General features: G+C 71.7%; 20 protein-coding genes. 3 read left to right on the top strand and 17 right to left on the bottom strand.

The genetic code is table 11. The annotated features are described in order from the left end of the window. The first annotated feature begins 38 nt into the window (after positions 1 to 38). A complete protein-coding gene (locus DEI98_RS17840) occupies positions 39 to 986 on the top strand; it encodes a LysR family transcriptional regulator (protein WP_258370936.1) in 948 nt (315 codons plus the stop codon). Positions 987 to 1,031: 45 nt separating this feature from the next. Here the strand turns inward: DEI98_RS17840 and DEI98_RS17835 are convergent, their stop codons facing one another. From DEI98_RS17835 to hrcA, 15 genes are all read right to left on the bottom strand, one after another. Next, positions 1,032 to 1,829 carry an isoprenyl transferase gene (locus DEI98_RS17835; protein ID WP_017886684.1) on the bottom strand — a complete coding sequence of 266 codons (798 nt, stop codon included), beginning with the start codon at positions 1,827 to 1,829 and terminating at the stop codon, positions 1,032 to 1,034. Next, complete coding sequence (recO, locus tag DEI98_RS17830; RefSeq protein ID WP_111101506.1) at positions 1,826 to 2,692, bottom strand: DNA repair protein RecO; 867 nt, start codon at positions 2,690 to 2,692, stop codon at positions 1,826 to 1,828. Before recO ends, DEI98_RS17835 begins: the two co-directional genes overlap by 4 nt. A gap of 227 nt (positions 2,693 to 2,919) precedes the next feature. After that, positions 2,920 to 4,695, bottom strand: coding sequence for a 2-isopropylmalate synthase (gene leuA / locus DEI98_RS17825; RefSeq protein WP_071405366.1), 1,776 nt, complete (start codon positions 4,693 to 4,695; stop codon positions 2,920 to 2,922). 419 nt (positions 4,696 to 5,114) lie between these two features. Next, positions 5,115 to 6,515, bottom strand: a complete 1,401-nt coding sequence (locus DEI98_RS17820; RefSeq protein WP_111101505.1) for an ABC transporter permease — start codon at positions 6,513 to 6,515, stop codon at positions 5,115 to 5,117. Continuing rightward, a complete protein-coding gene (locus DEI98_RS17815) occupies positions 6,512 to 7,264 on the bottom strand; it encodes an ABC transporter ATP-binding protein (protein WP_111101504.1) in 753 nt (250 codons plus the stop codon). Before DEI98_RS17815 ends, DEI98_RS17820 begins: the two co-directional genes overlap by 4 nt. A 112-nt stretch (positions 7,265 to 7,376) precedes the next feature. Continuing rightward, positions 7,377 to 8,066 carry a response regulator transcription factor gene (locus DEI98_RS17810; protein WP_035808237.1) on the bottom strand — a complete coding sequence of 230 codons (690 nt, stop codon included), beginning with the start codon at positions 8,064 to 8,066 and terminating at the stop codon, positions 7,377 to 7,379. Beyond that, complete coding sequence (locus DEI98_RS17805; RefSeq protein ID WP_111101503.1) at positions 8,063 to 9,301, bottom strand: sensor histidine kinase; 1,239 nt, start codon at positions 9,299 to 9,301, stop codon at positions 8,063 to 8,065. Before DEI98_RS17805 ends, DEI98_RS17810 begins: the two co-directional genes overlap by 4 nt. 73 nt (positions 9,302 to 9,374) lie before the next feature. Next, positions 9,375 to 10,313 carry a GTPase Era gene (gene era / locus DEI98_RS17800; protein WP_111101502.1) on the bottom strand — a complete coding sequence of 313 codons (939 nt, stop codon included), beginning with the start codon at positions 10,311 to 10,313 and terminating at the stop codon, positions 9,375 to 9,377. Beyond that, on the bottom strand, positions 10,310 to 11,632 hold the full coding sequence (locus DEI98_RS17795; protein ID WP_111101501.1) for a hemolysin family protein: 1,323 nt from the start codon (positions 11,630 to 11,632) through the stop codon (positions 10,310 to 10,312). The genes era and DEI98_RS17795 overlap by 4 nt, the downstream gene beginning before the upstream one ends. A 3-nt stretch (positions 11,633 to 11,635) precedes the next feature. Continuing rightward, positions 11,636 to 12,097: an rRNA maturation RNase YbeY gene (gene ybeY, locus DEI98_RS17790; protein WP_017886675.1), complete on the bottom strand. Its 462-nt coding sequence runs from the start codon at positions 12,095 to 12,097 to the stop codon at positions 11,636 to 11,638. Beyond that, a complete protein-coding gene (locus DEI98_RS17785) occupies positions 12,094 to 13,236 on the bottom strand; it encodes a PhoH family protein (RefSeq protein WP_071405705.1) in 1,143 nt (380 codons plus the stop codon). Before DEI98_RS17785 ends, ybeY begins: the two co-directional genes overlap by 4 nt. Continuing rightward, positions 13,226 to 13,579 (bottom strand): histidine triad nucleotide-binding protein, encoded by a 354-nt coding sequence (locus DEI98_RS17780; RefSeq protein ID WP_111101500.1) that lies wholly within the window; start codon positions 13,577 to 13,579, stop codon positions 13,226 to 13,228. Before DEI98_RS17780 ends, DEI98_RS17785 begins: the two co-directional genes overlap by 11 nt. Before the next feature lie 38 nt (positions 13,580 to 13,617). Then, positions 13,618 to 14,355, bottom strand: coding sequence for a 16S rRNA (uracil(1498)-N(3))-methyltransferase (locus DEI98_RS17775; RefSeq protein WP_111101499.1), 738 nt, complete (start codon positions 14,353 to 14,355; stop codon positions 13,618 to 13,620). Continuing rightward, complete coding sequence (dnaJ, locus tag DEI98_RS17770) at positions 14,355 to 15,467, bottom strand: molecular chaperone DnaJ (protein ID WP_017886671.1); 1,113 nt, start codon at positions 15,465 to 15,467, stop codon at positions 14,355 to 14,357. The genes DEI98_RS17775 and dnaJ overlap by 1 nt, the downstream gene beginning before the upstream one ends. A 33-nt stretch (positions 15,468 to 15,500) precedes the next feature. Then, the gene (gene hrcA, locus DEI98_RS17765; RefSeq protein ID WP_027465308.1) at positions 15,501 to 16,520 is read right to left on the bottom strand and encodes a heat-inducible transcriptional repressor HrcA; all 1,020 of its coding nucleotides are present in this window, start codon (positions 16,518 to 16,520) and stop codon (positions 15,501 to 15,503) included. 110 nt (positions 16,521 to 16,630) lie between these two features. Here hrcA and DEI98_RS17760 point away from each other — a divergent pair, with 110 nt between their 5' ends. Continuing rightward, positions 16,631 to 17,104: a DUF4870 domain-containing protein gene (locus tag DEI98_RS17760; protein WP_309147109.1), complete on the top strand. Its 474-nt coding sequence runs from the start codon at positions 16,631 to 16,633 to the stop codon at positions 17,102 to 17,104. A 42-nt stretch (positions 17,105 to 17,146) separates the two neighbouring features. Here DEI98_RS17760 and hemW read toward each other — a convergent pair whose 3' ends face one another. Beyond that, a complete protein-coding gene (hemW, locus tag DEI98_RS17755; RefSeq protein ID WP_111101512.1) occupies positions 17,147 to 18,400 on the bottom strand; it encodes a radical SAM family heme chaperone HemW in 1,254 nt (417 codons plus the stop codon). A gap of 29 nt (positions 18,401 to 18,429) precedes the next feature. Here hemW and DEI98_RS17750 point away from each other — a divergent pair, with 29 nt between their 5' ends. Further along, entirely contained in the window at positions 18,430 to 19,122 is a 693-nt protein-coding gene (locus tag DEI98_RS17750; RefSeq protein ID WP_181438084.1) for an HAD family hydrolase, read from the top strand. Positions 19,123 to 19,188: 66 nt separating this feature from the next. On the opposite strand, the gene DEI98_RS17745 is transcribed toward DEI98_RS17750, so the two are convergent. Beyond that, on the bottom strand, positions 19,189 to 19,836 hold the full coding sequence (locus tag DEI98_RS17745; RefSeq protein WP_035808235.1) for a DUF1990 family protein: 648 nt from the start codon (positions 19,834 to 19,836) through the stop codon (positions 19,189 to 19,191). Positions 19,837 to 19,990: the final 154 nt, after the last annotated feature.

Below are 19,990 nucleotides of genomic sequence, written 5' to 3'. Positions count from 1 at the left end.
CCAGGGCCGATTCGTTGTGCCACCGATAACATCGGATGATGGACGAGATCGATCCCCAGTTGCTCCGGGTCCTCCGCGCCGTGGCCGACGGCGGGTCGATCACCCGCGCTGCCGCCGCACTCGGGTCGAGCCAGCCGGCCGTCAGCCAGCTGGTGGCCCGGGCCGAGCAGCGTCTCGGGCACGCGCTGGTCCTGCGAGGCGGGCGGGGCGCGACCCTCACGCACGCGGGGCAGGTGCTCGCCGACCACGCCCTGCACGTCCAGGCCGCGCTGACCGCGGCGCGCGAGGACCTCGACGCCGTCGGCGGACTCAGCCGTGGCCGGGTGCGACTCGCTGGGTTCCCGAGCGCGTCCTCCGCCCTGGTGCCCGCCGTGCTCGCCCGGATGGCGGCGACGGCGCCCGGCGTGACGACCTCGTACGTCGAGGTCGAGCCGCCCGAGGCACTCGACCTGCTGCGCGGTGGCGAGGTCGACGTCGCCCTGACCTTCACCTACGTCGGCGACGAGGTCGGAACCACCCCGGACCCGGGCCTCGTCACCCGGGCACTCGGGCGCGACCCGCTCGCGCTGGTGACGCCGGTCGAGCCAGGGGGCTCTGAGCGACTCCGCCCCGCCGGCTCCACCGTCGTGGACCTCGCGTCCCACCGCGACGCCCGGTGGATCGGGGGCTGCCCGCGGTGCCGAGGGCACCTGCTCGCCTCGTGCGCGAGCGCCGGGTTCACGCCGGACATCGTGCTCGAGACGGACAACGCGGCCGCGGTGGTGGGGCTCGTCGCCGCCGGGCTCGGGGTGGCGCTGCTCCCCCGGCTGGCACTCGCGACGACGGTCATCCCCGCCGGTGTCGCGATCGACCCCGTGGACGACGAGCTGGCCCGGCGTGTCGAGGTCGTCGTCGCCCGTGGTGCCGACCGGGTGCCGAGCGTCCGTGCGGCGCTCGACGCGGTGCGCTCGGCCGCCCACCTGCTCGAGGGGCCGCTTCCGGGCTGAGGGGCAGGGCTCGGGTTCGGGCTTGGGCTTGGGCTTGGGCTTGGGCTACGCCGTCGGGGCGTCGACCGCGCCGCCGTAGCGTCGGTCGCGGCTGGCGTACTCCTCGATCGCACCCCACAGGTCGGTGCGACGGAAGTCCGGCCAGAGCCGGTCGAGGAACACCATCTCGGCGTAGGCGGACTGCCAGAGCAGGAAGTTGCTCGTGCGCTGTTCCCCCGAGCTCCGGAGGAACAGGTCGACGTCGGGCATCTCGGGCACGTACAGCCGCTTCGCCAGGGCCTTCTCGGTGACCTGGCTCGGCTTCAGGCGACCGGCTGCGACGTCCTCGGCCATGCCCCGCACGGCGTCCACGATCTCGTTCCGGCCGCCGTAGTTCACGCACATCGTCAGCGTGAGGACGTCGTTGCCCGCGGTCATCCGCTCGGCGGTCTCGAGCTCGTCGATGACGCTCCGCCACAGCCGCGGACGCCGGCCTGCCCACCGCACCTTGACGCCCCACTGGTGCAGCTGGTCACGGCGACGGCGGATGACGTCACGGTTGAAGCCCATCAGGAACCGGACCTCTTCCGGGGAGCGCTTCCAGTTCTCCGTCGAGAACGCGTACGCCGACACGTGTCCGACGCCGATCTGGATCGCCCCGGCCACGACGTCGAGCAGTGAGGCCTCGCCCGCCTTGTGCCCCTCGATCCGGGTCAGCCCGCGGCCGTTCGCCCACCGGCCGTTGCCGTCCATGACGATGGCCACGTGCTCCGGCACGAACCGGGCCGGGATCGCCGGGGGCGTCTCGCCGGTCCAGTCGATCGGGCGGAACGGTTCGACGTCGTCGGGGCGGCGGGGGCTCATGCGGTGGGGGCTCCTTCGACAGCGGGATCAGGGTCGGGCTCGGGCTCGGGCTCGGGCACGGCGGGTGCCGGGGTCGAGGCCACCGCACGTGCTGTCGCCTCGGGTCCGCCGTGGGTCTGCGGCACCGGCATCGGGTGTTCGGAGCGGTCGACGTGCGGCAGGGACCGGAGCGATCGTTCCAGGTGCCACTGGGCGTAGGCCGCGACCACGCCGGAGGCCCGCGAACGTGTTCGCTCGTCGGTGGCGTCGACCGTCGCCCAGTCGCCGGCGAGCAGGGAGCCGAGCACCCCGAGCGTCGCCGGGTCGAGCCGCGGCGTGCCCGGGGGTGCCGCACGGTCGGCGACGACACCACCGAGCTGCACCACGAACGCCGAGTGCGGGCCGGGCTCCCCCGTCACCGCACAGTCGCTGAACGAGGGGGCCCACCCCGCAATGCTCATCGCGCGGAGCAGGTACGAGTCGAGGGTCGCGCTGGACTGGTGCTCCCCGCGGGACAACGAGCGGAGCGCCCCGACGAGCAACAGGTACTGCTGCAGCCCGGCGTCGGCCTCGCTCAGTCGGTCGGCGGTCTCGACCATGGCGCTGGCCGCGGTGTACGCACCGTAGTCGGCGACGATCTGGGCCCCGTACGCGCCGAGGGACTCCGCCTGGGTGACGATGTCGAGCGACCGGCCCTCGTAGAACTGGGCATCGACGACCATGAACGGCTCGAGGCGGCTGCCGAACTTCGACGCCGTCCGCCGCACGCCCTTGGCCACGGCGCGGATCTTGCCGTGCTGCCGCGAGAGCATCGTGACGATGCGGTCGGCTTCACCGAGCTTGTGGGTGCGCAACACGACGCACTCGTCCCGGTACAGCGGCATGACCCCAGTATCCCCCGCCCCGCCGACAGCCGCGTGCGGTCCGGGGTGGGGGCGCTGCGACAAGACGCCGTCGTCTTCGCCGAACGCCGCGCACTCGTCGAGACGCCGCGACTTCCGGAGGCGCCTCGGCAACACGACGGCGTCTTGCGTCAGGCAGTGAACGTGCGCACAGCCGGGAGGCGCGGTGCGGGACGGACCCGCACCGCGCCTCCCGGCCTGGTTGCCTCTCAGGCGGAGACGAGCTCCGGCGCGTCGGCGCCGGCCGCGGCACCCGCGCGCACCGCGCGGTTCACCGCGGACACGATCGCCTTGAGCGACGCCGTCGAGATGTCGGCGTCGATGCCGACGCCCCACAGGCGCACGCCGTCGACGTCGAGCTCGACGTAGGACGCGGCCTTCGCGTCACCGGAGGCGCTCATCGTGTGCTCCGAGTAGTCGTACAGCGTGACCTGGACGCCCTGCTCGGCGAGCACCTTCAGGAACGCGTCGATGGGACCGGTGCCGACGGCCTCGGCCGTGACCGCACCCTCATCGACCCGGAGTGCCACGGACAGCGAGGTCGTGCCCTCGAAGTCGCTCGACGTCGCCGTCTTGGTGAGCTCGTACCGGCCCCACTTCTCGTCGTCGATCGACGCGGGCAGGTACTCGTCCTGGAACACGTCCCAGATGCGCTGCGACGAGAACTCGCCGCCCTCGGTGTCGGTGTGCCGCTGGACGACGCCGGAGAACTCGATCTGCAGCTTGCGGGGCAGGTCGAGGGCGTGGTCGGTCTTGAGCAGGTAGGCGACGCCGCCCTTGCCGGACTGCGAGTTGACACGGATGACGGCCTCGTACGACCGGCCGATGTCCTTCGGGTCGACGGGCAGGTACGGCACCGCCCACTCGATCTCGTCGATGTCCTTGCCCGCGGCGGCGGCCTTCGCCTTCATCGCCTCGAAGCCCTTGTTGATGGCGTCCTGGTGCGAGCCGCTGAACGCCGTGTACACGAGGTCGCCCGCCCACGGCTGGCGCTCGGGCACCGGCAGCTGGTTGCAGTACTCGACGGTGCGCTTCACCTGGTCGATGTCGGCGAACGAGATCTCCGGGTCGATCCCCTGCGTGAACAGGTTCATCCCGAGGGCGACCAGGTCCACGTTGCCGGTGCGCTCACCGTTGCCGAACAGGCAGCCCTCGATGCGGTCGGCACCGGCCATGTAGCCGAGCTCGGCGGCCGCGACCGCGGTGCCGCGGTCGTTGTGCGGGTGCAGCGACAGGATGACGTCCTCGCGGTGGGCGAGGCGGCGGGACATCCACTCGATCGAGTCGGCGTAGACGTTCGGCGTGGCCATCTCGACGGTGGCGGGCAGGTTGATGATGACCTTGCGCTCGGGCGTCGGCTCGAAGACCTCGAGGACGGCGTTGCAGATCTCCAGTGCGACCTCGAGTTCGGTGCCCGTGTAGGACTCCGGCGAGTACTCGTAGTAGATCGTCGTGTCGTGCTGCAGCGTGGCTTCGGCCGCCTTGCAGAGCTTCGCACCGGTGACGGCGATGTCCACCACGCCCTGCACGTCGGTGCGGAAGACGACCTCGCGCTGCACGATGCTCGTCGAGTTGTACAGGTGCACGATGGCCTGCTTCGCGCCGTCGATCGCCTCGTAGGTGCGCTGGATGAGGTGTTCGCGCGCCTGGGTCAGGACCTGGATCGTGACGTCGTCGGGGATCGCGCCCTCGTCGATCAGCGACCGGACGAAGTCGAAGTCGGTCTGCGAGGCGCTCGGGAACCCGACCTCGATCTCCTTGTAGCCCATCCGGACGAGGAGGTCGAACATCGCTCGCTTGCGCTCGGCGTCCATCGGGTCGATGAGTGCCTGGTTGCCGTCACGCAGGTCGACCGCACACCAGCGCGGCGCCTTGTCGATGCGCTTCGTGGGCCAGGTCCGGTCCGGCAGGTCGACGCTGATCTGCTCGTGGAACGGGACGTACTTGTGGATCGGCATCCCGGAGGGCTGCTGGGTGTTCTGCATCGTTCTTCGCTTTCGTCGCGTGTTCGTGAGCTGTTGTGGTGCGGCCACGACGGACTCCGCGACGAGGTGGGCCGGAGTGTCAGGCCTCGTCGCGGCAGCGAAGGAGGAGGAGTGCCGAGTACATCGAGACCCACGGTAGCACCGGAGCAGCGGGCTGGCGCAAGCGTGTGACGCGGGACTGCCCGCTGCTTCCGAACGGGGTGCCGAGTGGTCGAGACGTGCTGCGGGCCGGTCGCCGAGTGGTCACGTTGTGTCGCCCGGCCCGCGTCTGGACGACGGTTCGTGACACCTCGGCGGACGTGAGCGGCGAGGCGGGGCCGGGCAGGGCACGTCGGCGCGCCCACACGACGGACGGGAGGCCCGGTGCCAGCTGGCACCGGGCCTCCCGTGTCGTCGCGCGGTGCGACCAGGGCGACGGGTCAGTCGACCGCGAGGGCCTCGGTCGGCGGGACGCGCATCGCGCGCCGCACCGGGGCGATGGTGGCGACGACCGCCAGGACCAGTGCGCCGATCACGACGATGCCGATGGTCAGCGGCGGCAGCACCGGCGCCACGGGCGTCCCGAGCGAGCCGAGGAGCGTCTGCCCGCCGACCCAGCCGTACAGCGTGCCGAGTGCGAGCCCCGCGACGACGGCCGCGACGACCATCTGCACGGCCTCGGTCACGATCATCCGTCGGACCTGCGCACCGGTCAGGCCGAGCACCCGCAGCAGCCCGAGTTCGCGTCGACGCTGGAGCACCCCGAGCGCCAGGGCGTTCACGACGCCGACGGCGGCGATCACGGCGGAGAACCCGACGACCACGCTGACGACGGCGTTGATCTGCACGAAGAGGTCCCGCTGCGCCTCGATCATCTGCGGGGTGGCGCTCCCGGCGCTCATGGCGCGCATCTCGGTCTCGAGCACGTGCTGCATGATGCCGAGCGCGACCGCGAAGGTGACGAGCAGGGTGACGCCGATGACGAGCCCGATGGTCGCCCGCGAGGACCGTCCCGGCGCCCGCATCGCGTTCCGTCCGGCGAGCAGGACGACGGGGTCGTGCGAGCCGATGCGGCCGATGAGCTGCAGCACGGGCGGCATCACGATCGTCGCCCCCACGGCGACCCCCGCGAAGGACACGAACCCGCCGAGCGCCGCCGGCAGGACCGCGACCGGGGACAGCGAGCTCACCGCGAGCCCGAGCAGCATCAGCACCGCGCCGCCGGCCATCAGCACGATCGCCCAGACCTTGCGGGCCGTACCGGACCGGACGTCGTCGTGGCTCGGCTCGACGGACGACGACAGCGCTTCGAGCGGGGTGACGGAGAGCACGCGGCGCGACCCGGCGGCGAAGGCACCCCAGGTGGCGAGGACGACGGCCACGACCGGCAGGACGAGCTCCCACGGCACGTACGTGTAGTCGGCCTCGGGCAGGACCCCGTTGCCCCGCAGGACGATGACGAACAGGGCCGAGAGCGCGGTCCCCACGACGGCGCCGACGACCCCGCCGAGCACACCGACCACCAGGCCGGTGCGCGTGATCCGCGCCCGCAAGGTCGCACCGGTCGCGCCGACCAACCGCTGCAGGGCGATGATCCGGGTCTGCCCGGCGATCAGGGTGGCGCAGGTGTTCGCGGTGACGATCGCGCCGACGTAGAGCGCGATGCCGAGGAACAGCCACCCGACCACCGACAGGATCGCCTTGATCGGGCCGAGGTCGGCGACCCCGGCGGCTCGGAGCGCCTCGGTCACGATCCCCGGTGCGATGACGAGGGCGGAACCGAACGTGGTGCCGAGGGCGGCGACCAGGACGGTGGGGGCGAAGGAGCGGACGCCGTTCACGCTGCTGCCTCCATCCCGAGCATCGTCGTGGAGATCGCGCCGGCGTCCATCGCGGGGCGGTCGGCGACGATCCGGCCGTCGGCCAGGAACAGGATGCGGTCGGCGTTCGCGGCTGCCACCGGGTCGTGCGTGACCATGACGACGCTCTGCCCCCACTCCTGGACGGCACCGCGGAGGATCGCGAGCACGTCGCGCCCCGTGCGGGAGTCGAGCGCGCCGGTCGGTTCGTCGGCGACGACCACCGCCGGTCGCGATGCGAGCGCCCGTGCGATGGCGACGCGCTGCTGCTGCCCGCCGGAGAGCTGGTGCGGACGATGGGTCAGCCGGTTGCCGAGCCCGAGCATCTCGACCAGCCGGTCGATCCAGGCGGTCTCCTCGTGCGAGGGCTTGTGCCCACCGAGCAGGAACGGCAGCCGGATGTTCTCGCTGACGTCGAGCGTCGGGACGAGGTTGAACGACTGGAACACGAAGCCGAGCCGACGACGACGCAGCTCGGTGAGGTCCTTGTCGCCCAGGGCCGTGATGTCGACGCCGTCGATCTGGATCCGGCCGGTGGACACGGCGTCGAGGCCGGCCGCGACGTGCATGAGCGTCGACTTGCCGGACCCGGACGGGCCCATCACCGCGGTGAACTCCCCCGCGCCGATGTCGACGCTGACGTCGTCGAGCGCCGTCACCCGCCGGGCGGCGTCGCCGTAGTGCTTGGACACGTGGTCGAGACGGATGATCGGGGCGTGGCTCGTGGTCATGCATCCACGATGGCGGTCGGCGGTCATGTCCCGCGTCGCTCGGTCGGCTCCTGTGGATCGTCCGCTCGGCTCGGTTGCCTGTGGAGGGGTCATCCCCGCGGATGACCCTGCCTCAGTCGGCCTTGGTGACGAGCCCGTGTTCGTGGGCGAAGACGACGAGTCGCACCCGGTCGCGGAGCTCGAGCTTCGTCAGGACCCGCGAGATGTGCGTCTTGACGGTCGCCTCGCTGACGTACTCGTGCTGGGCGATCTCGCTGTTGCTGAACCCCCGGGCGGCCAGGTCGAAGATCTCGCGCTCACGCGGGGTGAGGTCGGCGAAGGCCGCGGGGACGGCGGCGGCGCGTCCGACCGAGTCGTCGTACCGGCGCAGGAGCTCCCGCGTGGCCGACGCGGCGAACACCGCGGTGCCGGCGTGCACGGTCCGGACCGCCGCGAGCAGGAACTCGGGGTCGGCGTCCTTGAGCACGAAGCCGCTCGCACCGGCGCGGATGGCCTTGGCAGCGGCCTCGTCGAAGTCGAACGTGGTCAGCACGAGGACCTTCGCGCCGTCGGTGCCGGACTGCTCGACGATGTGACCGGTCGCCGTGATGCCGTCCATCACGGGCATCCGGACGTCCATCAGCACCACGTCGGGACGGGTGCGTCGGACGAGTTCGACCCCCTCGGCACCGTCGCCCGCCTCGCCCACGAACCGCAGGTCGGGCTGCGAGTCGATGAGCATCCGGATGCCGGTGCGGAACAGCGCCTGGTCGTCGACGAGGGCGACGCGGATCGAGTGCTCGTCGGTCGGGATCGTGGTCATCGGGCGGTGCGCTCCTGCTCGGTCGGGGTGATCCGGCCGCGGGGCATCTGCCCGCTGGCCGGGACGGTCGGCATCCGGACGGCGACCGCGAAGTCGTCCCCTCGGGCCCCGGCGGTCATGGTGCCGCCGGTCATCACGGCGCGCTCGCGCATGCCGACCAGGCCGTGGCCCGTGCCGGGGCCGCGGACGCCGTCGTCGGCACGGCGGTTCACGACGGCGATCTCGACGGTGTCCGGCCGGTAGGTCAGAGCGGCACGCACCGGGCTGCCGGGCTCTCCGTGCTTGTACGCGTTCGTCAGGCTCTCCTGCACGATCCGGTAGACCGCGAGCTGCGTGGTGGTGGGCAGTCCGGCGGGGTCGCCCTCGCGTTCAACGCGCACGTGGAGCCCGAGCTGCCGCATCTCGTCGACGAGCCGGTCGATGTCGTCGATCTCGGGCGTCGGCGCGGTCCCCTGCTCGTGCCGGAGCGCGCCGAGGAGTTCGCGCACGTCGCCGAGCGCGCGCCGGGCGGTGGCCGAGATGGTGCTGAGTGCCTGGTCGGCGACGGCGGGGTCGGCCTTCAGGGCGTACCGGGCACCGTCGGACTGCGCGATGACGACCGCGAGCGAGTGCGCGACGATGTCGTGCATGTCGCGGGCGATCCGAACGCGCTCCTGCTCGACCGCGACGGCCCGGTCGGCCCGCGCCGCATCACGTTCGGCGAGCAGCTGGGCCTCGCGACTCATGCTCGCCGAGCGACGGGTCCGGACCACGAGTCCGGCGAGCCACGGCAACAGCAGCAGGAGCAGGACGACGGCGAAGAACGACAGGGTGACCTGCAGCGACTCCTGCAGCGGCGTCGACGCGGTCTCGTAGGTGAGTCGGTTCTGGTAGTCGTCGAAGCCCATGTAGGCGGCCGCGGCCACGGAGCCGACGATCGCCGACACGAGCCCGGCCAGCCGCACACGGCGGCTGCCGTACGCACTCGTCGTGTACATGACGCCGGCGATGAACGCGTTCGACACGTCCGGCACCTGCAGGGTGGCCATCTCGAAGACCGCGAACACCCACGCCACGGCCAGGGCGAGTCCGGGTGACAGACGCCGGAGTGCCAGGGCGGCGGTCATCCCGACCACCGTGATCACCGACAGCGGCCCGTCGAGCCCGCGCCCGCTGGCGACCAGCACGAGGCCGCCGAGCAGCACGGCGATCAGCAGGTCGGTGATGACCTGCGCGCGCAGCATGGGACGGAACACCCGTCCACGGTACGGCGGGCCGCTCTTCCCCGCGTCCCTCGGTCGGATGACCCGGGGTGCGAGCGGCGGACGGTCAGAAGCCGAGGCGTCCGAGCTGTTTCGGGTCACGCTGCCATTCCTTGGCCACCTTCACGCGGATGTTCAGGTAGACGTGCCGGCCGCCGAGCAGCGACTCGATCTCGACGCGGGCTCGCGAGCCGACGTCCTTCAGGCGCTCGCCCTTGTGTCCGATGACGATCGCCTTCTGGCTGTCGCGCTCGACGAACAGGTTCGCGAAGATGCGCAGCGGGCCGTCGGCGTCGTCGTCCGCGTCGGGCTCGACGATGTCCTCGATGACGACGGCGAGCGAGTGCGGCAGTTCGTCACGGACACCTTCGAGCGCGGCCTCGCGGATGAGTTCGCCGATGCGCTCCTCGTCGGTCTCCTCGGTCACCGCGCTCGAGTCGTACAGCTGCGGCGACTCGGGCAGCAGGCTCGTGACGACGCCCAGCAGGTCTTCGAGCTGCATGCCACGGGTGCCCGAGGTCGGAACCACGGCGTCCCAGTCGCGGAGCTTCGAGACGGCCAGCAGCTGCTCGCCGACGCGGTCCTTGGAGGCGCTGTCGATCTTGGTGACGATCGCGATCTTCTTCGCCCGCGGGTACTGGTCGAGCGTGTCGTTGATGAACCGGTCACCGGGACCGACGGGCTCGTTCGCCGGCACGCAGAACCCGATCACGTCGACGTCGCCGAGGGTGGACTGCACGAGGTCGTTCAGCCGTTCGCCGAGCAGGGTGCGCGGACGGTGCACGCCCGGCGTGTCGACGATGATCACCTGGCCGTCGGGCCGGTGCACGATCCCGCGGATGGCGCGCCGGGTGGTCTGCGGCTTCGAGGAGGTGATGGCGACCTTCTCGCCCACCAGGGCGTTGGTCAGCGTCGACTTGCCGACGTTCGGACGGCCGACGAACGAGACGAAGCCCGCGCGGTAGGGCTTGTCCGAGCCGGCCTGGGTGGTGTCGGGGTCGGTCATGCGTGCGTGGTTCCCGTCGTGGTGGGTTCGGCGTCGTCGAAGGCGTCCTCGACGTCGGCCAGGGCGTGGGTGCGCTCGGCGAGCACGGTGATGAGGTGGCGGCGCTTGCCCTCGACCCGGTCGGCGGTCAGGACGACCCCGGACACGGTGACGGTGTCGCCGGAGACGGCCAGGTGTCCGAGCTCCTTGGTGAGCAGGCCACCGGCGGTGTCGACGTCGTCGTCGTCGAGCTCGATGCCGAACAGGTCGCCGAGCTCGTCGATCGGCAGTCGGGCGGAGATCCGCCAGATGCCCGGTTCGACCTCGGTCCGGTCGACGACGGCGCGGTCGTACTCGTCGGAGATGTCCCCGACGAGCTCTTCGATGAGGTCCTCCATGGTCACGAGCCCGGCGACTCCGCCGTACTCGTCGACCACCAGCACCAGGTGGTTCTTGGCGACCTGCATGTGCCGCAGGGTGTCGTCGGCGTGCTTCGACTCCGGCACGAACTCTGCGGGCCGCAGCAGCCGGCTGACCCGCTCGCTGCGGGACGCCGGTCGTTCGTACAGCGACCGCGCGACGTCGCGCAGGTAGAGCACGCCCCGCACGTCGTCGCTGTCCTTGCCCGTCACCGGCATCCGGGACACCCCGGCTGCCAGGAACTGCTCCATGGCCGCGGCGAGCGTCTCGGCACCGTCGACGGTGAGCATGTCCGTGCGGGGCACCATGACCTCGCGCACCAGGGTGTCGCTGAACTCGAACACCGAGTGGATGAGCTCGCGGTCCTCGTCCTCGAGCACGTTGCTCTCGGTGGCCTCGTCGACGAGCGAGAGCAGCTGCTCCTCGCTCGACACGGTGGAGGCGCTCCGGCCGCGGCCGGGGGTGACCCGGTCGCCGATCCGGACGAGCAGCCCGGCCAGCGGACCGAGCACGATGCGGACCCCACGGACGATGCCGCCGGTCGCACCGATCAACCGCTCGGCGTGGGCGCGTCCGACGCTGCGCGGGCTCGACCCGACCAGCACGAACGACACCGCGGTCATGATCGCGGCCGAGAGCACGAGTGCGAGCCACCAGCTGTCGAAGGCGCGCACGAGGGCGATCGTCACGAGCACCGCGGCCGCGGTCTCGGCGAGGACGCGGAAGAAGTTCAGCGCGTTGACGTGCGCCCCGACGTCGTCCGCGATCGCCTCGATGGCGCGGCGGCGCTTGTTGCTCCTGGCGATCTCCTCGAGGTCGGCACGGGAGACCACCGAGAGCGCGGCGTCGCTCGCGGCGAGGAGTCCGCCGAGCACGACGAGCCCCAGCGCCACCGCGAGGAGTCCGGCGACGACGACCACCGGCTACCGCCCTCGGTGCTGGGCGGCGAAGGCGGTCAGGATCTCGCCCTGGATGCCGAACATCTCGGCCTTCTCGTCGGGCTCGGCGTGGTCGAAGCCGAGCAGGTGCAGGATGCCGTGGCAGGTGAGCAGCAGCATCTCGTCGGTGCTCGAGTGCCCGGCGGTCTTCGCCTGCTCCTCGGCCACCTGCGGGCAGAGCACGATGTCGCCCAGCAGCCCGGCCGGCGTGGGGTCGTCCTCGGTCCCGGGGCGCAGTTCGTCCATCGGGAAGCTCAGGACGTCCGTCGGTCCGGGCTCGTCCATCCACCGGACGTGCAGCTGCTCCATCGCACCCTCGTCGACCAGCACGATCGCGAGCTCGGCATCGGCGTGGACGTGCATCGCGTCCAGGGCGAACGCGGCGAGCCGCTGGATCGCGGCCTCGTCCACCTCGACGCCGGACTCGTTGTTGAGCTCGATGCTCACCGGGTGCCTCCTCGGGCGTCGTTCTGGGGGTACGGGGGTCGTGCGCGATCCTGCGGCGGGCGCCCACGGCGTTCGGCGCGGTTCGCTCCGTCGGGGTTGCCGACCGGGGCGGTGCCACGGCCACCGGGACGCTGCCCGGCCTGCTCGGCGAGGCGCTCCTCGTCGTAGACCGTGTACGCGTCGACGATCCGGCCGACGAGGGTGTGACGGACCACGTCCTCGCTGCCGAGACGGGCGAAGTGGATGTCCTCGACCTGGTCGAGGATGCGGGTCACGAGCCGGAGACCGGAGACGTTGCCCGGCAGGTCGACCTGGGTGATGTCGCCCGTGATGACCATCTTCGAGCCGAACCCGAGCCGGGTCAGGAACATCTTCATCTGCTCGGGCGTGGTGTTCTGCGCCTCGTCGAGCACCACGAAGGAGTCGTTGAGCGTCCGGCCGCGCATGTACGCCAGCGGGGCGACCTCGACGGTGCCGGCCGCCAGGAGCTTCGGGACCAGCTCCGGGTCCATCATCTCGTTGAGGGCGTCGTACAGCGGGCGCAGGTACGGGTCGATCTTGTCGGTCAGCGTGCCTGGCAGGAAGCCGAGCCGCTCGCCGGCCTCGACCGCGGGACGGGTGAGGATGATCCGGTTGACCTCGCGCCGCTGCAGCGCCTGCACCGCCTTGGCCATCGCCAGGTACGTCTTGCCGGTACCGGCCGGACCGATGCCGAACGTGATGGTGTGCTCGTCGATGGCGTCGACGTAGGCACGCTGCCCGTCGGTCTTCGGCCGCACGGACTTGCCGCGGCTCGACACGATCGGGGTGCCGAAGGTGTCGGACGGCTTGCGGTCGTCGTCGAGGATCCGTGCCGACATCGGGATGTCGGCCGGGCCGATCTCCTGCCCGCGCCGGACCATGCCGACGAGCTCGTCGACGAGCGCCTTCGCGCGGGCGACGTCGCGCTCGGGCCCGGTCAGCGTGACCTCGTTGCCACGGACGACGACCCGGACGCCCGGGTACTGGCGCTCGACCGTCTTGAGCAGACGGTCCTGGGGGCCGAGCAGCTGCACCATGGCGATGCCGTCGACCTGGAGCGAGACCGAGACGGGCTCGTCGTCGGCGGCGGTGGGCTGTACTGGTTCGTTAACCGGCAAGGGTGCCTTCCTGCAGTTCACCTGCGAGTATGTGCGCGTGCACGTGGAACACGGTCTGACCGGCGGCTTCGCCGGTGTTGAAGACGAGTCGGAACTGGCCGTCGGCGCGCTCGTCGGCGATGCGCTGCGCGGTGGCGACGACGTGGGCCAGCAGGTCGGGGTCGCCCGCTGCGAGTTCGCCGACGTTCGCGTACTGCTCGGTCTTGGGGACGACGAGCACGTGGACGGGAGCCTTCGGGGCGATGTCCTCGATCGCGATCACGCGGTCGTCCTCGGCGACGATGGTCGCCGGGATCTCGCGCGCGATGATCTTGGAGAAGACGCTGGGCGTGCTGCTGCTCATGGCTCCATCGTAGGACGCGCCCGACGGCGTGGTCCGGCTCACCAGCGGCCCAGTCGCGCCTGCAGGACAGCGAGTGCCGCCGGTCCGGCGGTGGACGTGCGGAGCACGCTGTCGCCGAGTCGGACCCGCACGGCGCCCGCGGCCTCGAGCCGGTCGAGCTCCGCGCCGTCGATGCCGCCTTCGGGGCCGACGACGAGTGCGATGTCCTCGGCGTCCGTCGGAGGCTCCCAGGTGGCGAGCCGCACGGTCGCGGTCGGGTCGAGCAGGACGAGGGCGGTCCCGTCCCCGAGCGCGGACACGAGCTGTCCGGTCGTCACCAGCGGCGCGACGACGGGCACGCGCGGACGGATCGCCTGCTTCGCGGCCTCGTGCGCGATCGCGGCCCACCGGGCACGGCCCTTCTCGACCTTCGCGCCGTCCCACCGGGAGACGCTGCGCGCGGCCGACCACGGCACCACCCGGTCGACGCCGATCTCGGTCGCCGCCTGCACGGCCATCTCGTCGCGACCGCCCTTGGCCAGGGCCTGCACGAGCGTCAGCGACGGGCGCGGTGCGTCCTGGTGCTCGACGGTCTCGACCGCGAGCTCCAGCGTGTCCTTGCCGAGTGCCGTCACCGGACCAGAGACCACAGTGCCCCGGCCGTCGGCGATCCGTAGGACCTCGCCGACCCGGACGCGCGCGACGGAGACCGCGTGCCGGCCCTCGGCGCCGTCGAGCGACACCGGGGCACCGGCGGTGACGCCGTCCAGCGAGTCGACGAGGTACAGCGACGCCATCAGTGGTTGAAGAACCGGTCGCGGAGCTTGCCGAACATGCCCTGCTGGAACCGAGCGAGCTGCGGGGCGGTGGTCTTGTGCGACTTCGCGAGCTGCTCGACCAGCTGCCGTTCCTTGTGGGACAACTTGGTCGGCGTGACGACCTGCACGCCGACGCGCAGGTCACCGCGGCCGTTCCCGCGCAGCTTCGTGATGCCGCGGTCCTTGATGACGAGGACGTCGGCACTCTGCACACCGGGACGGATCTCGAGCTCGACCGGACCGTCGAGGCCGTCGATCGTGGTGGTGGTGCCGAGGACGGCGTCGGTCATGCCGACCTCGAGCGTCGCCAGCAGGTCGTCGCCGTCACGGCTGAAGACGTCGTCGTGGCGCACACGGATCTCGAGGTACAGGTCGCCGGACGGGCCGCCGGCCGGGCCGACCTCACCCTGGCCGGGCATCTGCAGGCGCAGGCCGGAGTCGACGCCGGCGGGGACGTCCACCGGCACGGTGCGACGTGCGCGGACGCGGCCCTGACCCTGGCAGGTCGGGCAGGGGCTCGGGATGACGGTGCCGTACCCGCGGCAGGTGCCGCACGGGGCGCTCGTCACCACGTTGCCCAGGAGCGAACGGACCTGGCGCTGGATGTGCCCCGAGCCGCCGCAGATGTCGCACGTGCGCGGGCTGGTGCCCGGTGCGCAGCAGGAACCGTGGCAGGTCTCGCACAGCACCGCCGTGTCGACCTCGACGTCCTTGTGGGTGCCGAAGACGACCTCGTCGAGGTCGACCTCGATGCGGAGCAGGGCGTCCTGACCGCGCTCGGCACGGCTGCGCGGGCCCGAGCCACGGCCGCCGCCACCGCCGCCGCCGAAGAAGGCGTCGAAGATGTCGCTGAAGCCGCCGGCGCCACCGCCGAAGGGGCTGTCGGCCTGCGGCCCGGCGTCGTACCGGCGTCGCTGCTCGGGGTCGCTCAGCACGTCGTACGCGTGCGTCACGTCCTTGAAGCGCTCGGCGGCGTCGGGTGCCGGGTTCACGTCCGGGTGGAGCTCACGCGCCAGGCGGCGGTAGGCCTTCTTGATGTCGGCATCGGAGGCGTCTCGCTGGACGCCGAGGACGTCGTAGTGGTCTGCCACGTATCCCTCAGTCGGTTGGGTTCGGTCGGTTGGTCAGTGTTCGCCCAGGAGCTTGGACAGGTAGCGGGCGACGGCGCGGACGGCCGCCATGTTCGTGCCGTAGTCCATGCGGGTCGGTCCGAGGACGCCCAGGCGGGCCACCTCGCCACCGGCCAGGTAGCCGCCGGCGACGATGCTCGTGGCGTCGAGCCCGTACTCGGCGTTCTCGACGCCGATGCTGGCCGCCACCGCGATGTCGTCCACCTGCATCTCCCCGAACAACCGGAGCAGGGTGACTTGTTCCTCGATCGCTTCGAGCACCGGGAAGAGGCCGCCGGAGAAGTCCTGCTCGCTCTTCGCCAGGTTCGCCGCACCGGCCATCAGCAGGCGGTCCTGCCGGTTCGCCGCGACCTGCTCGATGAGCGTGGCGACGACGACCCCGCCGAGCGTCTGGGCGTCGGGGCGGAGCTGCTGCGGAACGGCTCGGAGCGCGGTCGGGACGTCCTGCAGCAGGAGTCCCACCGTCGCGCCGTTCACCACGGTGCGGAGTTCGCCCAGCGAGTCCTCGTCGAGCGGGACGTCGGTCTCGACGACGCGCTGTTCGACGCGGGCGGTGTCGGTGATGAGCACCACCATCAACCGGGCGTCACCGAGCCGGACGAGCTCGACGTGCTGCACCCGGGCGCGCACCATCGAGGGGTACTGCACCAGGGCGACCTGGTTGGTGAGCTGGCTGAGCAGCCGGACGGTGCGCCCGAGGACCTCGTCGAGGTCGTTCGGAGCGCCGAGGAAGGTCTCGATGGCGTGCCGCTGCGCGCTGGAGAGTGGACGGGCACCCGCCAGGTGGTCCACGAAGACGCGGTACCCCTTGTCGGTCGGCACCCGGCCGGACGAGGTGTGCGGGGCGGCGATCAGCTGCTCGTCCTCGAGCAGGGCCATGTCGTTGCGGATCGTCGCGGCGCTGACCCCGAAGGCGTGCCGCTCGACGATGGTCTTCGACCCGACGGGTTCACGCGACGCCACGTAGTCGCGCACGATGGCCTTGAGGACCTCGAGGCTGCGTTCACTGACCACGAGCGCCTCCTTTCCCGATCGACCTGGCACTCGGACGTGTCGACTGCTGATCCTACGCCCGACCGCTGACGGCCCGGGACTTCCGGGCGGTCGGCCGATACGCTTCCGCCATGACCTACGGACAGCAGCCCGACGGCCCCGGACCCGAGCAGCCCGGTGGCCAGTACGGCCACGGCCCCGGTGGGCCCCAGCAGCCCGGCGGGCCCCAGTACCCCGGCGGGCCGCAGTACCCCGCCGGCTACACGCCGCCCCGGCCGATGAGCCCGGAGGACCAGCGGCTGTGGGCCACGCTGACCCACATCGGCGGCATCTTCTTCAACTTCATCGCACCGTTGGTTGCCTACCTGGTCCTCCGCGACCGCGGCGGCTTCGTCCGCGAGCACACCCGCGTCGCCCTGAACTTCCACATCACGATGGCGATCGCGTACTTCGTCGGTTCGCTCACCTCGGTGTTCGGCGTCGGGTTCCTGATCATCCTCGCCGCTGCGATCGTTTCGCTGATCTTCAGCATCATGGCGGCGGTCGCCGCGAACCAGGGCCAGTTCTACCGCTACCCGCTCTCGATCGAGTTCATCAAGCAGTAGCGGCAGCGGCACGCAGTGCGCACCAAGCAGTGCGCACGCCCCTCAGTCGAGCAGCTCCCGCACCACCGCGTCGGCCAGCAGGCGACCCTGCAGGGTCAGGTCGATCCGTCCCCGCACCGCGGCCGACCCGTCCACGAGTCCGCGTGCGATGAGGCCGGCGACCCGGCCACGGGCCTCCTGGCGGATCTCGCTCGTCGCGAGCTCCCCGCGGACCCGCGCCGCCAGCAGCAGTCGCTCGACGTACCGCGTCTCGTCGTCGATGGTCTCGCGGCCGGCGGCCGGCGACTCCCCCGACAGCACCCGGTTCGCGTACGCGGCCGGGTGCTTGACGTTCCACCAGCGCGTGCCGGCGACGGCGGAGTGCGCGCCGGGGCCGACGCCCCACCAGTCGTGGCCCTTCCAGTAGGACAGGTTGTGACGACTCGCGTGCGCGTCGCCGCGCGCCCAGTTCGACACCTCGTACCAGGAGTAGCCGGCGTCGCTGAGCACCTGGTCGGCGAGCTCGTACATGTCGGCGGCCAGGTCGTCGTCGGGGGCGGGGAGCTCACCGCGAGCGACCATGCGGCCCATCGCGGTGCCGTCCTCGACGATGAGCGAGTACGCCGACACGTGGTCGGGCTCGCAGGCGATCGCGGCGTCGAGCGAGGTCCGCCAGTCGGTGAGGGACTCCCCCGGCGTCGAGTAGATGAGGTCGAGCGAGACGTCGAGTCCCTGCTGCTTCGCGAGGTCGACGACGACGGGGACCCGGAGCGGGTCGTGCGTGCGGTCGAGCGTGGCGAGCACGTGCGGCACGGCGGACTGCATGCCGTAGCTGATCCGGTTGAAGCCGCCGGCCCGCAGGGTCTCGAGCGACGCCGCGTCGACGGAGTCGGGGTTCGCCTCGGTGGTGACCTCTGCCCCGGGCAGGATGCCCCAGGTGTCGTCGATCGCACGGAGGATCATCGCCAGGTCGGACGCCGGCAGCATGGTCGGGGTGCCGCCGCCGAAGAAGACGGTCGACACCGGCCGCCGCGGCACACCGGAACGATCGAGGACGGTCGCGGCCCACTCGATCTCGCGCACGGCGTGCCCGGCGTAGTCGTCGCGACGGACGCCGCGGAGCTCCGACGCCGTGTAGGTGTTGAAGTCGCAGTAGCCGCAGCGCACGCGGCAGAACGGCACGTGCACGTACACGCCGAAGGGGACGTCACCGGCGGCGGGAGCAGCCCCCGGCCCGGCAGCGGAGCCCGCTGCCGCCCACGGGGTGATCAGGCCGTCTGCTGGTGCTGGATCGGCGATCGGGAGAGCACTCGGCATGGAGTCCATTGTCCGTCATGATGGGAGTCATGGAGCACCATCCCGTCCCCACCACGGTCCTCTGGGACATCGACGGCACCCTCGTGATGAACGCGTCGTCCCCGGGCAACCTCTACCACCTCGCCCTCGAGCGGGCGGTGGGCCGCGACCTCACCCTGCGGGTCGGGCACCAGCACGGTCGGACCGACGCCGGGCTCATCGCCGAGCACGTGCGCGCCCACGCGTTCGAGGACACCCTGATCCCCTCGGTCAGTCGGCACCTGCACGACCTCACCGCCGAACGGCACGCGTCCGGCGACCACCGCAGCCCGGTCCCCGGTGCGAAGGCGCTCCTGGCCCGGTTCGCCGAACTCGGCTGGCGCAACGGCCTGCTCACCGGCAACTCCGAGTACCGCGCCCGGGTGAAGCTCACCGGCGCCGGGTTCGACGCCGACGTCTTCGACTGGGAGCACTCGTACTTCGGCGACACCGAGGTCGAGCGGGCCGGGGTCACCCTGCGCGCCGCCGCCGAACTCGTCGGCACCCGGGCGGTCATCGTCGGCGACACCCCGCGCGACGGTGAGGCCGCGGACGCCGCGGGCATCCCCTTCCTGGCCGTGGCGACGGGTGTCTACGACGTCGATGCGCTGCGGCACACGAACGCCGTGACCGTCGCACGCGACTGCCAGCAGGACGCCGCCCTCATCGAGGACGCGATCGCCGCGCTCCCACCGCTCCGCTGAGGAGCGGGAGCGATCGACCGCCAGCGACCGCCAGCGACCGCCAGCGACCGCCAGCGACCGCGACGCCTAGTCGCCCCGCAACGCCGCCAGGTACTTCTCCGCCATGACCTTCTGCTGCCGCCGCACGAACGGCGCGACGAAGCGCCACTTCCGGCTCGCCGGCTGCGAGAACTGCCGGACCTGCAGCCACACCGAGCCGTCCGGGGTGCGCTCGACGACGAACGACTCCTCGCCGGAGAGCGGGTGCCCCTCGAGCGTGCCGTAGGCGAACCCCTTGCGGTCGTGCTCGTCGATGATCGACACGACGCGCACCGGTGCCAGCACGGTCTGCCCGAACGCGTGGATCGTCAGCGTCGCGCTGGTGCCCGCCGTCAGCAGCGGGGTGCCGTCGGGGGCGAACTTCTCGACCCGGGGCGTCCCGATGGACGCCGGCGCGATCGGCACACCGTCGTCGTCGAAGGTCACCGGGTTGTACCGGACCTCGTCGTCGTCGGGCTGCTCCTCGACGCGCACGCGGACTCCGCTGCGTTCCTGGATCTGCCACGTCAGCGCCTGCACGACGGCGGTCTCGAACCGCTGGTCGCCGTGTCCGATCCGGGCGCGCGACTCGGCCGGCGTGAAGCCGTCCGGCGGGTAGGTCATGAGGTCCGACGCCTGGGTCGCCCCCACCGCGCCGTACGTCAGGGCGGTCCGGTAGCTCCCGCGGATGCTCATGCCGCCATGGTACTTCGGCGGACCGCCCCGGATCGAACCGATCCGCGCTCACGTCCGGCGGGTCGGCCCGGCACCCGTGCACCCCGAACTGGAGGCCCGACAACCGTCCGCCCCGCGGCTATCGTCAGCAGGTGCCCCGCCCCTGTCTCTTATA

It is taken from the genome of Curtobacterium sp. MCLR17_034 (assembly GCF_003234485.1).
Classification (GTDB): domain Bacteria; phylum Actinomycetota; class Actinomycetes; order Actinomycetales; family Microbacteriaceae; genus Curtobacterium; species Curtobacterium flaccumfaciens.
The sequence above is the reverse complement of the archived record's forward strand: the minus strand, read 5'-3'. Positions and strand labels throughout refer to the sequence as shown.

What these genes read in the sequence shown, in the direction of transcription:
- DEI98_RS17760 (WP_309147109.1), top strand. Translation starts at nt 16,631, where the DNA reads ATGACCTACGGACAGCAGCCCGACGGCCCCGGACCCGAGCAGCCCGGT.
- leuA (WP_071405366.1), bottom strand. Translation starts at nt 4,695, where the DNA reads ATGCAGAACACCCAGCAGCCCTCCGGGATGCCGATCCACAAGTACGTC.
- hemW (WP_111101512.1), bottom strand. Translation starts at nt 18,400, where the DNA reads ATGCCGAGTGCTCTCCCGATCGCCGATCCAGCACCAGCAGACGGCCTG.
- DEI98_RS17780 (WP_111101500.1), bottom strand. Translation starts at nt 13,579, where the DNA reads ATGAGCAGCAGCACGCCCAGCGTCTTCTCCAAGATCATCGCGCGCGAG.
- DEI98_RS17775 (WP_111101499.1), bottom strand. Translation starts at nt 14,355, where the DNA reads ATGGCGTCGCTGTACCTCGTCGACTCGCTGGACGGCGTCACCGCCGGT.
- DEI98_RS17745 (WP_035808235.1), bottom strand. Translation starts at nt 19,836, where the DNA reads ATGAGCATCCGCGGGAGCTACCGGACCGCCCTGACGTACGGCGCGGTG.
- DEI98_RS17835 (WP_017886684.1), bottom strand. Translation starts at nt 1,829, where the DNA reads ATGAGCCCCCGCCGCCCCGACGACGTCGAACCGTTCCGCCCGATCGAC.
- DEI98_RS17840 (WP_258370936.1), top strand. Translation starts at nt 39, where the DNA reads ATGGACGAGATCGATCCCCAGTTGCTCCGGGTCCTCCGCGCCGTGGCC.
- recO (WP_111101506.1), bottom strand. Translation starts at nt 2,692, where the DNA reads ATGCCGCTGTACCGGGACGAGTGCGTCGTGTTGCGCACCCACAAGCTC.
- DEI98_RS17810 (WP_035808237.1), bottom strand. Translation starts at nt 8,066, where the DNA reads ATGACCACGATCCCGACCGACGAGCACTCGATCCGCGTCGCCCTCGTC.
- DEI98_RS17815 (WP_111101504.1), bottom strand. Translation starts at nt 7,264, where the DNA reads ATGACCACGAGCCACGCCCCGATCATCCGTCTCGACCACGTGTCCAAG.
- DEI98_RS17750 (WP_181438084.1), top strand. Translation starts at nt 18,430, where the DNA reads ATGGAGCACCATCCCGTCCCCACCACGGTCCTCTGGGACATCGACGGC.
- era (WP_111101502.1), bottom strand. Translation starts at nt 10,313, where the DNA reads ATGACCGACCCCGACACCACCCAGGCCGGCTCGGACAAGCCCTACCGC.